This window comes from Microbacterium horticulturae (assembly GCF_029094505.1).
In the GTDB taxonomy this organism is placed as follows: domain Bacteria; phylum Actinomycetota; class Actinomycetes; order Actinomycetales; family Microbacteriaceae; genus Microbacterium; species Microbacterium horticulturae.
The window spans coordinates 3,233,233-3,247,000 of the sequence record NZ_CP119108.1 but is presented as its reverse complement, the minus strand read 5'-3'; the positions used below and the strand labels follow the sequence as shown (position 1 = coordinate 3,247,000).

Sequence of the window (13,768 nt, the reverse complement as noted above, 5' to 3'; positions counted from 1 at the left end):
CGGTCATCCCGACTACAGATCTCGGATCAGCGCCCGGCTGATACGTCCCCGGGGCACGGACGGTGGAACGAACATTGATCTTTCGACATCGGTGATCCCGAGGCTGGGCATCAACGCTGCGTCGAGCATTGTCGAATGGGTTGGCCACCCTGATTCATCTCGTTGCCATGGCCAGCCGACGGCGACAGCCGGCTTGTTCACATGACGCGTTCTGCGCACCCTATTCGACCATTCACCCGTTCCCACAACGACGACGATCGTGTGAAGGAAGAACAGCGCAACAGCGTTCTGGTCCGGTGAGAGCGTGTCGTAGATGTAGGTTGAGCCCACCGCGGCACGATCAAACAACGCGCGAGTGTTCGCGAGCGTGAACACTGCAACTTCCACATCCATGTGCTGGATACCCCGGGCGCGAAAGCGTTCCATGGCTTCTCGCGTGAGCGGAGTGATCGCCTTGTCCGTGGCCGATCTGACGATCATCGCCGCGAATGCCCATGTCCCGATCGCCTCCGCCTCGTCTTCTGTCATCGCGAATGGCCGCGTGGAAGTGATCATCCTCGCGAGGAGAGGACCGGCGACGTCCTCGTGGCGCGCCATCCATGCGTTGTTGCACGGTGCGCACAGAACTTGCGGCTGGGTATCGAATGTTCCCCGGCCGAATGACCGCTCCGTCCGTCCCGTGACCGGCATTGACGGCGCCACCTCGGTGAGAATCGTGAATGAGCGGGGTCCGTCTGACAGCGCCTCTCGAATGGCGCGGGGCACAAAATGGGACTTCGTTGCTGGGCGTGCTCCGCAGAGGAGACAGCCGCGATCCATGAGTCACAGCTTTCCATCGAACGGCGGGTTGGGTGGTGCGGCACGCTACTCGATGCCTCCCCCTAGGATTCTGACAGGGTGGCCGGACACCCTCACGACGACTCGGCCTGGCGCAAGTGGACCGAGCGCGAGAAGGCCCGGGCGGTTGTGGCTGCAGGGAAGGGATAGGGTCCTTGCGAATGAACACATCGCTGGGAGGTGTCAGCGGCGAGTTGATGACGGGCGAGACCGCACGGTGGATCTACGAGCACTCTGCCGACGGCACAGCGCGCTTCGTGCTGGGCACTGTCGGCTCCAACCCGCTGGTGTGCTTCGGAATCAACCCATCCACCGCGAAGCCGGGTGCGCTGGATAACACAGTGAAGCGCGTCGAGAAGTTCGCCACAAGGAACGGCTATGACAGCTGGACGATGCTGAACGTTTACCCGCAAATATCGACCGACCCGCAGGGGCTTCACATGGAGTACCTGCCGGAGCTGAAGGTGGAGAACGAACGCCACATCAGCGAGATGATCCGAGGACGCACGACGCTGCTCGCCGCCTGGGGGAATGTAATTACCAAGCGGCCGTACCTGCGTGTGCTTCTGTACGACATCGTCCAGATGACCGCTGCGGCGGGCTGCCGGTGGCTGTCGCTCGGTGAGCTCACCACGAGCGGCAATCCCTGGCACCCCCTGTATCGTTCGGGGATCACCGCGCTCACAGCCTTCGACATGGACGCCTACCTGGCGGCTCCGATCACGGAACGCCCATGATTCTCGAGATCATCACCACGCCGTGCGAGACTCTGGTCTGGGCGCCCACAGCGCAGGATGCGGACGAGTTGCGACAGCTCCTCGCTGACGACGGGTGCGTCGTGTTGCAGGCAGCTCCCTGGGAGCTCGAGACTCTCGCACGGATCCCCGATGCCGAGCGCGATGAGTTTGACCCGGCGCGCATTATCAACGTCGAGATTGGTGCCGAGGCGAACGATGCGCTCACGGCGCTCGGCGACGCCGGTCATGCACTCGTCTGGCATCGATGGCAGAGAAGACGTACGCGCAAGGCATGGGGCGTGCCCGTCTCCGTCCCGGCGTCCGGGCGGAAGCCCATCGAGAGCGCGCTGCACTTCGGACTCAAGATCCGCGGCAGTGCAAAGCTCGGGTTGCGCATCTCCCGTGATACATACGCCCAAATCAACAAGAAGTCGTCGCTGCCTCGCTGGAGCCGCGAGTTGGATCCGGATCTTTGGGACAGCGTGGACGACAGGTACGAAGATGCCGAGCACCGCATCTACACCGACGAGTGGTGCGCAGAGCAGCGGCTGAACGCGCTGGCGAACTATGACTTGAACATGGCGTACTTCGCAGCGCTGGATCACACCGAGTTCGAGGGTGCTCTCAGGAGGGCCGTCACCAGTCAGAGAGGCATGAAGGAGGTCCTTGACCTCCGGAAGTGGGAGTACACGCCGGGCCTCTACATCATGGTGCTCGACGAGTACCACCAGGTTTATGTTGGCTGCACGACGCAGCTGGGCGGTGTGAAGGCGCGGATCCAAGATCATTGGCGTGGGACCAAGCAGTTCGACCGGCTCATCTGGGGAACACCCGAGACCTCGATCCTGTCGATCGACAGCTTTCGGGCTCTGGATACCACCCGCATCTTTGCTGCGAGATCGGACTATCCGTCAGAACGTGAGCAAAAGCTGCTGGAGAGCATCCCTCCGAAGTTCGCGCTCAACCGCATCAACGGTGGTCGCGATGCCGTCAGGTTTGCTGCCCTTCTGGGAGTTGACAAGGTTATGAAGCAGCGCCACCTGACACAGCCGGTAAGTGACGCGCTGCCGATTCCCGAGCGTGAGTAGATTTATCCCCTCACGTTCACGACGGTGTATCCGCGGGAAGGATCCGGTCGACCTGCCGCGAATAGGTCGCCTGGTCGCAGGTGACGCCGGCCTGAGAACCGTCGCCGCGGCGGTAGATGATGACGATCTCTGATCGCGCACGCGGCATCGCGCGGAGACCTTCGGCGACAGATGCGAACAGATCGTTCGCCGCCTGCTGGTTCGCACTCACCTGGAAGGGTGTGTGCATCGCACCGAAGATCTCCAGCCGCAGCGCACACCCCGGGCTCTCCGGGATAACCCGCGCGATGATCCGCTCACCCCAAGTGAAACGAGACGCGTGGGATTTCAGGACCATCTCTCTGCGCGCATCATTGCGTTCTTTGACGCGATAGTCGCGCTCTCCAACGGCGACGAGGACGCGGTACGCGATGTCTGCGCCCGCGTCGAGATGCGACTCGAAACGTGCTGTTTGATCCCCCACGGGTGGCCCCTTCTCCCTGAAGGGATCGTATCGGCATGGGGACTGGATCAAACAGGCCGTCCGAGCCGATTCAGGTCCGGGTCCGATCGGAGCCGCGAGGCTTCGCCTCTGACCGGGACGCCGAATCGCAACGGAAGCACCAGAAACCTGAGTGCGCGGCCTCGAGAACGAACGAGGCGGGCACGCGCATTGATAGGCTCCTGAGAGCCCTGTGGCAACAAGTGCTCTTGGGGATATGGGGAGAGAGCCTTGATGGCCGATACAGACGTGCAGGTGCAGTTCGAGACGAAGACCGTGAACACCATTCGCGGGACTGAGTCGATGACGATCGCGAAGTGGGAGAAGGACGGCTGGGAACTGGTCAGCCAGGACCCGGGCAAGATTCGAACCCAACTCGTTTTTCGCCGCCCAAAACCGAAGCCCCCGTGGCGGCTGTTCGCGATCTTGGGCGGCATTCTCGTCGTTCTCGCGATCGTCATCGTCATCGGTGTGAACCTGAGTGGTGACGATGATGCTGAGGCAGCGCCCGCCTCCAGCTCGAGTGCTGCATCGTCGGCCCAGAGCGCTGCGACTTCCGATGAGGGGTCGTCCGACGAAGCTCGATCGAGCGCACCTGCAGAAGAGCCTGCACTGACGGTCGACAACAGCGAGGATCTCGCATCCCTGCTGAGCGGTCCGGCGGACGGGCAGAGTGTGGAGAAGTTCGCCGAAGAGCACGCGGGCCAGGTCATCGAGTTCGACGGCAACATCGCCGCGATGGCACCACACGGAAGTTACACCACGCGCTACGACATCCTGATCGCGAACGGTGACTATAGCGAAGAGCACTCCAACGGCGGACCGAACTTCCAGTACCGGGACGTGAATGTCACCAACGATCTCCACTTCACTGGCAAGGTTCCCGACACGATTGGCATCGGGGACAACGTGCACGTGGTCGCACGAGTCGGGCAATACGAGGAGGACACTCTACTGTTCTTGTTGGAGCCGGTCTCAACACAGGTTCGCTGAACCACGGGGCCGTCGACGAGCAGTACGGGCAACCGGCAAATAGCCATCAGACCGACCGCCGCTGTGGATACAGTCGGACCCATGGCTGACACCAAGCAGACCAAGACCATCGGCGAGCACCTCGTCGCCTCGGAGCTCGCTCGGCGCGGCTGGGCACCGGCGCTCACCCGTGACGGACTCGAACGCACGGACATCCTCGCTGTGCACACCGGCGAGGACAGGCGGATGATCGAAGTGCAGGTGAAGACAGCGCGAACGCACAGCTGGTTGCAGACGAACTGGCCGCTGGGCGAGAAGTCGCAGAAGCACAGCGCACACGAGCGCGAATACTTCGTCATGGTCGCAGTGCCCCACGACCTCGAGCTGGCGCCGCGCCTGTTCGTCCTACCGCGTGCGCACGTCGCCGCAGCCGCATGGATCGCGCACATGGACTGGCTGACAGAAGAGGGCGTGCCCGCGGGCAAGCGCAACGCGCCGGTGAGCAGCTCGCGGGTCTACCTGCCGACCTTCGAGAACTACGAGAACCGGTGGGACCTGCTGTTCACCGACGAAGGCGATGCGCCCGTGCTGCTCCCGCCGCGATACCACGAGCTGGCCGCGAGCGATCGCGTGGGACTTCCGCTGGGGCATCGCTGGCGCGACGACAAACTGCCGGCGTGGTGACGCGCTGGTCTGTTCTTCGATCCGCTCCATGTTGTGTGCGGGCGCGCGCACGCAAACAGAAGTCCCTCCGACGTGTGCCGGAGGGACTCTAAGCTCATGTGCCGGCGCCAGCCAGCCAATCGATTCAGAACGCCTTCGCGAGCTCCTTGATCCACTTAGGCGTATCGACCTTGCTCGTGCGATCAGCTGTGACGCGGATCCGTGCTGTGGTACGACGTTCCGCTTCGCTGGGGACACGTCGTGCATCGCCCTTCGGCGAATCTTCTTCGTCATGTCACCCCCGTACTAGCTGTCGTCTTGAGTACCCCGCACTCGCCTGAGCTTTGTCCATGGGCGAGGGTTCTTGCTCTCTCGTCTCACAGGTTCAACCGCTAGCGACCCCGCATCCGTCCCTGATGACGACGAGAGATCGTCTTCGCATCACCGTCGGGATCCAGAGTCGCGGCGGCGGCGACGTTCGCCAGGAACACGTTCTCATTTCTCTTTGGCGAGTGAGCTCTTCTGGAGCGCCTCGAGGGGGCGCCGCCAGCGTCCCTCTCGGAGCCGGTCGCGTTCGGCTTCGCATCGAGGTGTGCGAAAGGGTGCGCTTGTGCTTGTCTCTGTAATTGCCAGCTACCGTTCACCAGCCGTTCTAGCAGGAAATCACACCGCTGTCATTCCATGCCTCCTCGGCAGCGCAGCCGAGCGCCGCTCCGCGGCGCGCCTGCCGCGGAATCGCTCCGTGATCCCTTTGCCGCCGACAGGGTGGTCAGGCCCCCGAGTTATGTTGCAGATTCAAGTCAAGGGCCGCTCCGCGGCCACGTTATCTCGCAACTGTCGCGACTCAAAAGGAAGCGGGTCGGTCAAGCCGTCAGTCAATCCAAGTTCGTCATGGAGACTGAACGCATGAGCAACGCCGCGCGGCCCACTTTTCATGAAGCCATCGAGATCTGGGAACACTTCTTCATGGCACACAACGTCATGTCGCTAAATACCGAAGCTCTCGTCGAGTACTTCCGTAGGATCTGCTTTCCCGGTGAGCTCGCTTTCCAGTACCTGCAGGCCGTCTCGTCAGGTGAACGACGAAACGAGGTGAAGGACGGGGTTGACCTTGAAGTCAATCGCCTGACGCTGAATTATCTGGCTTCGGTGGCCACTCTCGTGGACATCTCTCGCAACACGATAAGTCACTACGCCGGGACCGCGACTGCGTCCGAGTATGACGATCGAGTCGCCTCAATTCGCGGGCGAGGCCTTGGCCCACTTCTGATGCGGTTACGTGCACATGTTCTCCACCACGAGCACCTTCCTTGGGCTACCCGCGTCTACTTCGGCAACGAGGGTCGCCTGCTCGACATCGTCGTTCGACGGGACGAACTTCTCGCCTACAAGGACATGCGAGGGCCTGCGCGAAGATACCTGGAATCGTTAGATAGCAACGTTCCCTTCATTGACCTCGTCATTGACTATGGGAGAGAAGCTGGCGAGCTGAATGCATGGCTATGGACGCAGATGGCCAACTTGCATCGCGAACTCAAGCCCGCTGAGTCGTCTGAGCCCAGGGGTGGCCAGCTAACCTGACGCCCAGCCAACCCTGCAAACCAAGGACGCGGGGCTTGCCGGGGCGGCGGATATACGACTTGCAAGGTTCCTTGCCAAGCTCGTACCGGCTCACGGCCACCGGCGGTGTCGTGGAGGCGAGGGCGTAGCGGACGACGATGCCCCTCTACGCGGGAGGCCTGGCTGTGCTGGCTCTGAATGGTCACGTTGCGCAGAATCTGTTCCGCGGCCGGCGTCTCGGAACCATTGCGCTTTTCGTTCTTGCGAGCTGGATCCTCGCGCTCTCGATCGTCCAGACAATGGGCTGCTGCACCGGGCGACGGTTCCACTTGGCCTTGCCAGCCCGTTGGGCCTGGTGACCCTGGCGATCTCCTTGGTGGTGGTGGTGGTTCGGATCGGACGGGCGACGCACTTGCCGGCGAGATCGCGGTGGGCACCGGCATGGGCGCTCCTGGCGCAGGCTGTGGTTACGATCGCCGTGCTCGTGGCTCTGGTGAGTGTGCCGCCCGACATATCGACGCCCTTTTTGCCCGTCACGGCTCTCTCAACACTTGTTCGAGCTGCGGTGCCGATCTTCTTGGGGTTCCTTGCGGTCGTGCTCGCGTTCACGAGCTCGTCGACTGTTGGTGGCGGAACCGAAGTGTGGAGCGAGAGCGCTGAGCGGTCTACAGATATCGGCCGGTCTCAGTCCTGAGAGTGCGCCGGTTGTTGCGTGAGTGCGAGATTCTCCATAGTCGGCTCAGCCGTGTGACTCGCGAACGTCCGGGAGTACTCCGGCCGGCGGTGGTGCGTACGGCAGTGGTTCACCCTTCCTGCAGTGGTTGGCGCTACCGGTGTCGTCCGCGACCGCGAAGGGCCCATCAGCACAGCAGGGATCAGCGATCCGGTGACCACGAGTGGTGGGCGGCGCTGACTTCCTCGTTGTCGTCCTTCAAAGCAGCAGTGCTCGGTCTCGACTTGCCACGAGTTTAGTGAGACGTCCGAATTCGCTCGACGTCATCTTCAGTCGGTTCCGCGGGACGGACGGCTGCTCCCAGGCTATATCTGCGTCCGGATCGGCCCCTGCAAGCGTCTTCGCGAAATCCCTCAGGCTGGCCGCCAATCGCGGCCTATATGGGCAGGCATGAGCGCGGGAACTGTCTCATCTATCCCGAGAAAGTCTCATCTTGCGTGAGAATCCACATTGGAGGGGCTGACGGGAATCGAACCCGCGCTGTCTGCTTGGGAAGCAGAAGTTCTGCCATTGAACTACAGCCCCGCACGCGCCGAAACGCGCTCCGGCCAGCATAACAGGCTCCGCGCGGCGGCCCTCGCCCGCCCGCATGGTTCAGAACTCATCCACTGTGCGCCGGTAGGGCCGCGCGCAGCCCGAAAATGGCCTCCGAACAACCACACCGATGGAGTTCTGAACCCGCCACGGCCCCACGACGCGCCGCGCTCACAACGCGCCGTCGCCTCACAACGCACCTCACCCTGCACACGCGCCAGAATGGCCGGGTGACCCTCGACCAGCCGTTCGCCGGACGCACCGCGCTCGTCACGGGCGCGACCGGGGGCATCGGGCTCGAGATAGCCCAGGCGCTGGCCGAGCGCGGGGCCCGCGTCATCCTGCCCGCCCGCAACCGCGAGAAGGGCGAGAGCATCGCCGCGGGCATCCCCGGCAGCACCGTCGCAGACCTCGACCTGGCAAGCCTCGACTCCGTCCGAGCCTTCGCCGTGAGCCTCGACGAGCCCATCCATCTGTGCGTGCTGAACGCCGGGATCGTGCTGCTCGGCGACCGTGCCCGGCATCTCACCGCCGACGGATACGAGCTGCACTGGCAGACCAATCTGCTCGCGCAGGCGGCGCTGGTGCGCGGCATCCTTCCCCTTCTTCACGCTGGCAACGCGCGCATCGCTGTGCAGTGCAGTCTCGCTGCGGCGGTCGGGCGCCTGTACTGGGACGATCTGCAGGGCGAGCGCCGCTACGGCCCGTTCCGCGCGTATGCGCAGTCGAAGCTCGCGCTCGGACTGTTCGGCCTCGAACTGGCTCGTCGCGAGCCCGGCCTGCACGTGGCGCTGTGCCATCCGGGCATCGCGCCGGCGACCGCGATCGCCGCGCCGTTGCGCGCCCTGCTGCCCGACCGACTCGTCGACGCGGTGGTGCGCCGGCTCGGCAATCCGCCCGCGCAGGCCGCCGAGCCGGCATTGGCGGCGTTGGGGGTGGATGCCGCGTCCGGCGGCTTCTACGGACCGAGGGGACTTCTGCAGCTGAGCGGACACCCGCGCCGGCTGCGCCTGTACCGCCGACTGCGCGACGCCGTCGCTGCCCGCCGCGTCTGGCGCGCGATCGAGCACGAGCTCTGAACTACTGCGCGGCCAGTCGTGCCTGAAGCCCGCCGATGATCACATCGAGGTCGAACGCGAACTGCTCTTCGTCGAACGTCGAGAACCCGGTGTCGTCGATCCGTCGCAGATAGGGGCTGGCCGCGGCATCCATCGTCGACAGCGCCTCGTGCAACTCGGCGCGCTGCGGATGACCGCCGGCGCGCGCGTTCAGCAGCACGCCGCGCGCGTGTGCCATCGCGACATCGGCGACCAGCGCTATGGCGCGCACGGCCGTGGCCTCGTCGAAACCCGCGTCCACCAGGGCGGCCAGCACGATCTCGGCCGGCCGCAGCGCCGCGGCGCGCGTCGAAGGGTCGAAACGGATGTGGCTGACGGCCGCTCCAGCGCCCAGCAGGATGTCGCGCATCGACGCCGCGATGAGCCGCAGGCCGGTCTGCCAATCGGCGTCGGCGGGAACCTCGACGACCTCGAACCGGGTCGTGAACGCGTCGTCGGCGAGCAGCTGCAGCAGCCCCTCGCGCCCCGACACGTGATAGGTCACCGCCTTGCGGTCGACGCCGAGCGCGTCGGCGACCGCCTGCACCGTGATTGTGGCGGGGTCGAGCCCGCGCGCCGCAGCCACGATGCGGTCGCGGTCGAGGCCGACGCTCACGCCGCGTCCGCGCCGTGCCGCTCTCACCTCGCCCATCGCTTCTCCCGTCGCTGCGCCCATCATTCGACCGTACGCTCCGATAGCGTGATCACCGAACCCGAGGAGACCGCATGACATCGCTGTTCGCCGGAACCTACAACTCGCGAGACACGGGTGGGATGCCGCTGCCCGGCGGCGGGCAGACCCGAGCCGGTGTGCTCTACCGTTCGGATGCGCTGTCGGGAATCACCGACGCCGGGCTCGCCGAGCTTGACGCCAGCCCCATCGGGGCGGTCGTGGACTTCCGCACCGGCGCGGAGCGCTCCGCGGCGCCCGACCGGCTGCCCGAGCGCCGGCTCGACACTGAACACCTCTCGGTGCTCGAGGGCGCTGCGCCCGGGATCGGGGCACCCGCCGACATGTCGACCGAGGCGGTGCGCGCGGTGCTCGAACAGATCCCCACCCTCGGCGACCTCTACATCCGGATGCTGGACGGGGCCGCGGCATCCTTCGCCCGCGTCGCCCGGCTTGTCGCGGCCCCGACCGACGAGGGCAAGCCCGGTGTTCTCGTTCACTGTACGGCCGGCAAAGACCGCACCGGCGTGGCGACCGCGCTGCTGCTCGACGCGGTCGGCGCCGAGCGCGACGCCATCGTGGCCGACTATGCGGTCAGCGAGCAGAACCTGTCGGGCGAATGGGCCGAGCGGATGCTGCAGGGCGTCGCGAAGACCGGCGTACCGATGCTGCCGCAGATCGTCGCGCTGGTGACGGCGACTCCGCCCGACGCCATGCGCGCCATGCTCGCCTGGGTCGACGACCAGGGCGGATCGGCCGCGTACCTGCGCACCGGCGGACTCAGTGACGACGAGTTCGGGATGCTGCGGGCCCGGCTCGTGGAGTAACCAGAAATCGCGCGCCGGTAGGCTAGCCACGTGCTGCTCAGCGATCGAGACATCCGCCGACAGATCGACGACGCGCGCATCGCGCTGGAGCCGTGGGACGCCGACATGGTCCAGCCGTCGAGCGTCGATGTGCGTCTGGATCGGTACTTCCGCCTCTTCGACAATCACAAGTACCCGTTCATCGACCCGGCCGACGATCAGCCCGACCTCACGCACCTCATCGAGGTCGCGCCCGACGAGCCGTTCGTGCTGCACCCCGGCGAGTTCGCACTGGGCTCGACGTTCGAGCAGGTCAGCCTGCCCGACGACATCGCTGCGCGGCTCGAGGGCAAGTCGTCGCTGGGCCGGCTCGGCCTGCTCACCCACTCGACCGCGGGCTTCATCGACCCCGGGTTCTCGGGGCACGTGACGCTCGAGCTGTCGAACGTCGCGACGCTGCCGATCAAGCTGTGGCCGGGGATGAAGATCGGTCAGCTCTGCTTCTTCCAGCTCTCATCGGCCGCATCGTCGCCCTACGGCACCGGGCCGTACGGCAACAGGTATCAGGGGCAGCGCGGGCCGACGGCATCCCGGTCCTTCCAGAACTTCCACGTCACGAACGTGGGCGCGCGCTCCGACGGGGCGCTCGGGGGCTGAACCGCAGCCGCCGAGCACCCGCGTCGATCGCGTCAGACGAGCGCCGTGCACTGGCCGACGGCCTTGTGGCCGACGACGTTCACGGCTCCGGGAACGAACCCGCCCGAGACGCCCGGTTCGAGACCGAGGCAGACGAGGTTGTGCGCGATCTTGTTCTGCACGATGTAGACGCCCGGTGCGCCCGGGTCGGGGTCGTGCAACGTGATGCCGATCAGCGTCACGTTTCCGCCGACGCGGTTGAACATCACGCCGACCCACTGGGTGGTCTGGCCGGTGACGGTGATGTTGCGATCGACGACGTTGTTCTTGATCGACCACGGAATCTCGTCGGAGCCGCCGCCGACCGCGGTGACGTTGCCGTGCACCGTGATGCCGTTCAGCAGAACCGCCATGGCGCCGGTCGCGGTGACGTTGCCTTTCACCGTGATCGTGGAGTGGCCGGCGGGATCGGCGGCACACGGGTGCGCCGAGTTTCCGACCAGCTCCGGCGGCTGACAGCCCAGACCCAGCATCGAGCCCTTGAGCGCCGTGACGTTGTGGCCGATCGTGATGGTCGCCGGCGCGGTCTGCGCGTCGAACATCGCGCCGCGGGTGACGGTGACGTTGCCCTTCACGGTGATCGTCGCGCCTGCCGCCACGCTGCAAGGCCCGGTCACCATGATGCTCGAATACGTGCCGGAGGGAACTTCGCCGCCCGTACACGTGTATGCCCCTCCGCCCGGCGCGGCGAGCGCCGGTGCTGACGAGAGCGCCAGCGCTCCCGCAGTGATGGCGAAGATCGCCAGGATCTTCCCCCGAATGTTCCTCATCAGCGGACCTCTCATCCATATGGAGTGCTGGGAGGAATGCAGCCGACCTGCCTCGGGCGCTCGAACGCTCAGACCGGGGCACCCCCAGCCGTATGCCCCTGGGCTCGATCCCACTCGGGCGCGTGTGGCACGGAATTTACACCCGTTGGCCTCCGTGCGGAAGAGCGGCTGTGAACGCAACGGCTGCGGTGACGCATGCGAGCGGCATCCCGTATCTCCTGGCGACGGTGAGGGTGCAGCTGGTCGCCGAGGAGTAGGGAAGCACCTACGCTCTCGTCCACCCGCTGCACCCTCACCGATCGGAGGCTGCGGGCCCGGAGGCTGCGGCAGGGCGCTGTGGAGCGGCCTCGCCAGACGGCGAGAGAACGTCTGCCCGCCGAGGATGCGGGGAATACCCCTGCTCTCGGCGAGCAGTTGTTCTCTCGGCGAGAGGCGGGATGCCGCCTCAGCCGCCCAATACCTCGACGCCGGAGTCGCGGGCGGCCTGTGCGAGCTTCGCGTCGAGCGTTGCGAGGGGGCACCCGGACGTCTCCGCCAGCACGAGGTAGCTCGCGTCATACGCACTCAGTCCCGTGCGCAGTGACGTCGCGACGAGCACAGCACGTGCAGCCGGCCGTTCGGGCGTCTGCACGTCGAGCGCCTCGAGGAGCTCGACGGTCTGGGTGACCTGTGCGTCTGTCAGCCGGCCGCGCCGCCGTGCGCTGACGAGGGCATTCGCAGTTCCGTACAGCCACAGGCTCGGGGCAAGCAGGGCTTCACGGCCCGTGAGCGCTTGGCTCAGCACGGCCTCCGCGGCGTCGCTCGCCTCGTCGGGAAGCAGCCACGCCAGTGTCAGTGAGGTGTCGAGGACGAGCGGCATCAGTACCGGCGCCCGTCTTCGATGAGCTCTCGGATGTCGATGGGCTGGTGGGGGAGCGACGCGCGGAACCGGCGTGCCGCCTCGATGATCTCCGCAGCTTCGGGGCGCGACTCGATGGGCGTCAGCCGCGCGATGTCGTGGCCGTGTTTGGTGATCGTGATCGACTCGCCCGCCGCGGCCCGCTCGAGCAGTGCGGACAGGTGCGTCTTCGCGTCATACGCGCTGACCCTGTTCATGGACCAAGACTAGTCGATGACTAGTCGACGCTCAACGCCGGCGAAGAGGGCGTCGCTTGCGACATCCACCCGGTCCGTCCCGGACCGGCGGGATGCCGCGCAGCGGCGTCAGTGCGAGGTCACGACCCCGACGGCGTCGTGCACGATGACCGCGGCGGTGCGGGCGCCGGCACCGGCGGCGACGATGAGCTGTTGGGCGCCGTCGGTGATGTCGCCCGCGGCGTACAGCCCGAACTCGCTCGTGCGACCCGAGCCGTCGGTGACGAGGTGCCCGTTCTCGTCGCGGTCGGGCACTATTCCATCGAGGAACGACAGGTCGACGCTCCATTCGGGGCGGATGAATCCGCCATCGAGAGGGATGCTGCGGCCATCGGCCAGCTCGACGCGCTCGATGTGCCCCTTCTCGCCGTGCAGGGCCGTGACGGGCGTGCGCTCGACGGTGACGCCGGCAGCGACGAGCTCTGCCTCGGCCACCGCATCGATCAGGGCAGCGCCGTGCGTGAAGACGGTTAACGCATCAGTCCAGTGTGAGATGAGCCGCGCGCGGTCGGCGAGGTCGTCCGCGGCGCCGAACAGACCCAGGCGCTGGCCGCGCTGCTCCCATCCGTCGCAGGCGGCGCAGCTGAACAGGCTCATGCCGTAGTACGAGATGAGGTCGGGCACGGCAGGCAGTGTCTCCTGCAGACCGGTGGCCAGCAGCACGTTCTGCGCGAAGACGACGTCGGTCGCCTGGCGCTGGCCGATCTCGGCCACGAACACGCCCTCGTCGCGCCCGAGCCGGAACACCCGCTGCCGTGCACGGTAGTGCACGGTGGGGTAGGCGTTCAGCTCTTCGCGCGCGATCTTCTTCAGCTCGTTGGGCGCGATGCCGTCACGAGTGAGGAAGCCGTGCACCGTCAGCGTCGCCGCGTTGCGCGGGCGGTCGGCATCGACGACGGTGACCTCGGCCACCGACCGGCCCAGGTTGAGTGCGGCGGAGAGGCCGGCGGGGCCGCCGCCGATGACCAGCACATCCTGCAGTTCCGACAT

The 13,768-nt window shown here is 65.9% G+C and carries 15 protein-coding genes and 1 tRNA gene; 8 read left to right on the top strand and 8 right to left on the bottom strand.

Going from position 1 to position 13,768, the window contains the following annotated elements:
* Positions 1–12: 12 nt before the first annotated feature.
* Complete coding sequence (locus PU630_RS15400) at positions 13–555, bottom strand: hypothetical protein (RefSeq protein WP_275277938.1); 543 nt, start codon at positions 553–555, stop codon at positions 13–15.
* Between the two features lie 443 nt (positions 556–998).
* Here PU630_RS15400 and PU630_RS15395 point away from each other — a divergent pair, with 443 nt between their 5' ends.
* Together PU630_RS15395 and PU630_RS15390 are read left to right on the top strand one after the other, a co-directional pair.
* Entirely contained in the window at positions 999–1,574 is a 576-nt protein-coding gene (locus tag PU630_RS15395; RefSeq protein WP_275277937.1) for a DUF1643 domain-containing protein, read from the top strand.
* Positions 1,571–2,662, top strand: a complete 1,092-nt coding sequence (locus PU630_RS15390) for a hypothetical protein (protein ID WP_275277936.1) — start codon at positions 1,571–1,573, stop codon at positions 2,660–2,662. Before PU630_RS15395 ends, PU630_RS15390 begins: the two co-directional genes overlap by 4 nt.
* A gap of 16 nt (positions 2,663–2,678) precedes the next feature.
* Here PU630_RS15390 and PU630_RS15385 read toward each other — a convergent pair whose 3' ends face one another.
* The gene (locus PU630_RS15385; protein ID WP_275277935.1) at positions 2,679–3,176 is read right to left on the bottom strand and encodes a hypothetical protein; all 498 of its coding nucleotides are present in this window, start codon (positions 3,174–3,176) and stop codon (positions 2,679–2,681) included.
* A gap of 201 nt (positions 3,177–3,377) precedes the next feature.
* Between PU630_RS15385 and PU630_RS15380 the strand changes: the two genes are divergently transcribed.
* From PU630_RS15380 to PU630_RS15370, 3 genes are all read left to right on the top strand, one after another.
* A complete protein-coding gene (locus PU630_RS15380; RefSeq protein ID WP_275277934.1) occupies positions 3,378–4,136 on the top strand; it encodes a DUF4839 domain-containing protein in 759 nt (252 codons plus the stop codon).
* Between the two features lie 81 nt (positions 4,137–4,217).
* Entirely contained in the window at positions 4,218–4,799 is a 582-nt protein-coding gene (locus PU630_RS15375; RefSeq protein ID WP_275277933.1) for a hypothetical protein, read from the top strand.
* A gap of 885 nt (positions 4,800–5,684) precedes the next feature.
* Positions 5,685–6,359, top strand: coding sequence for a hypothetical protein (locus tag PU630_RS15370; RefSeq protein ID WP_275277932.1), 675 nt, complete (start codon positions 5,685–5,687; stop codon positions 6,357–6,359).
* A gap of 1,163 nt (positions 6,360–7,522) precedes the next feature.
* On the opposite strand, the gene PU630_RS15365 is transcribed toward PU630_RS15370, so the two are convergent.
* A tRNA-Gly gene (locus PU630_RS15365) sits at positions 7,523–7,596 on the bottom strand.
* A gap of 239 nt (positions 7,597–7,835) precedes the next feature.
* Here PU630_RS15365 and PU630_RS15360 point away from each other — a divergent pair.
* Positions 7,836–8,684 (top strand): SDR family NAD(P)-dependent oxidoreductase, encoded by an 849-nt coding sequence (locus PU630_RS15360; protein WP_275277931.1) that lies wholly within the window; start codon positions 7,836–7,838, stop codon positions 8,682–8,684.
* Between the two features lies 1 nt (position 8,685).
* Here PU630_RS15360 and PU630_RS15355 read toward each other — a convergent pair whose 3' ends face one another.
* Positions 8,686–9,354, bottom strand: coding sequence for a TetR/AcrR family transcriptional regulator C-terminal domain-containing protein (locus tag PU630_RS15355; protein ID WP_275277930.1), 669 nt, complete (start codon positions 9,352–9,354; stop codon positions 8,686–8,688).
* Positions 9,355–9,428: 74 nt separating this feature from the next.
* Here PU630_RS15355 and PU630_RS15350 point away from each other — a divergent pair, with 74 nt between their 5' ends.
* Positions 9,429–10,199 (top strand): tyrosine-protein phosphatase, encoded by a 771-nt coding sequence (locus PU630_RS15350; RefSeq protein ID WP_275277929.1) that lies wholly within the window; start codon positions 9,429–9,431, stop codon positions 10,197–10,199.
* A 30-nt stretch (positions 10,200–10,229) separates the two neighbouring features.
* The gene (dcd, locus tag PU630_RS15345) at positions 10,230–10,835 is read left to right on the top strand and encodes a dCTP deaminase (protein ID WP_275277928.1); all 606 of its coding nucleotides are present in this window, start codon (positions 10,230–10,232) and stop codon (positions 10,833–10,835) included.
* Between the two features lie 32 nt (positions 10,836–10,867).
* Here the strand turns inward: dcd and PU630_RS15340 are convergent, their stop codons facing one another.
* The 4 genes from PU630_RS15340 to PU630_RS15325 all read right to left on the bottom strand — a co-directional run bounded on the left by PU630_RS15340 (position 10,868) and on the right by PU630_RS15325 (position 13,768).
* Entirely contained in the window at positions 10,868–11,644 is a 777-nt protein-coding gene (locus PU630_RS15340) for a hypothetical protein (protein ID WP_275277927.1), read from the bottom strand.
* A gap of 445 nt (positions 11,645–12,089) precedes the next feature.
* Positions 12,090–12,503, bottom strand: a complete 414-nt coding sequence (locus PU630_RS15335) for a type II toxin-antitoxin system VapC family toxin (protein ID WP_275277926.1) — start codon at positions 12,501–12,503, stop codon at positions 12,090–12,092.
* Positions 12,503–12,739 carry a type II toxin-antitoxin system Phd/YefM family antitoxin gene (locus PU630_RS15330; RefSeq protein WP_275277925.1) on the bottom strand — a complete coding sequence of 79 codons (237 nt, stop codon included), beginning with the start codon at positions 12,737–12,739 and terminating at the stop codon, positions 12,503–12,505. Before PU630_RS15330 ends, PU630_RS15335 begins: the two co-directional genes overlap by 1 nt.
* Positions 12,740–12,847: 108 nt before the next feature.
* Positions 12,848–13,768: an NAD(P)/FAD-dependent oxidoreductase gene (locus tag PU630_RS15325; protein ID WP_275277924.1), complete on the bottom strand. Its 921-nt coding sequence runs from the start codon at positions 13,766–13,768 to the stop codon at positions 12,848–12,850.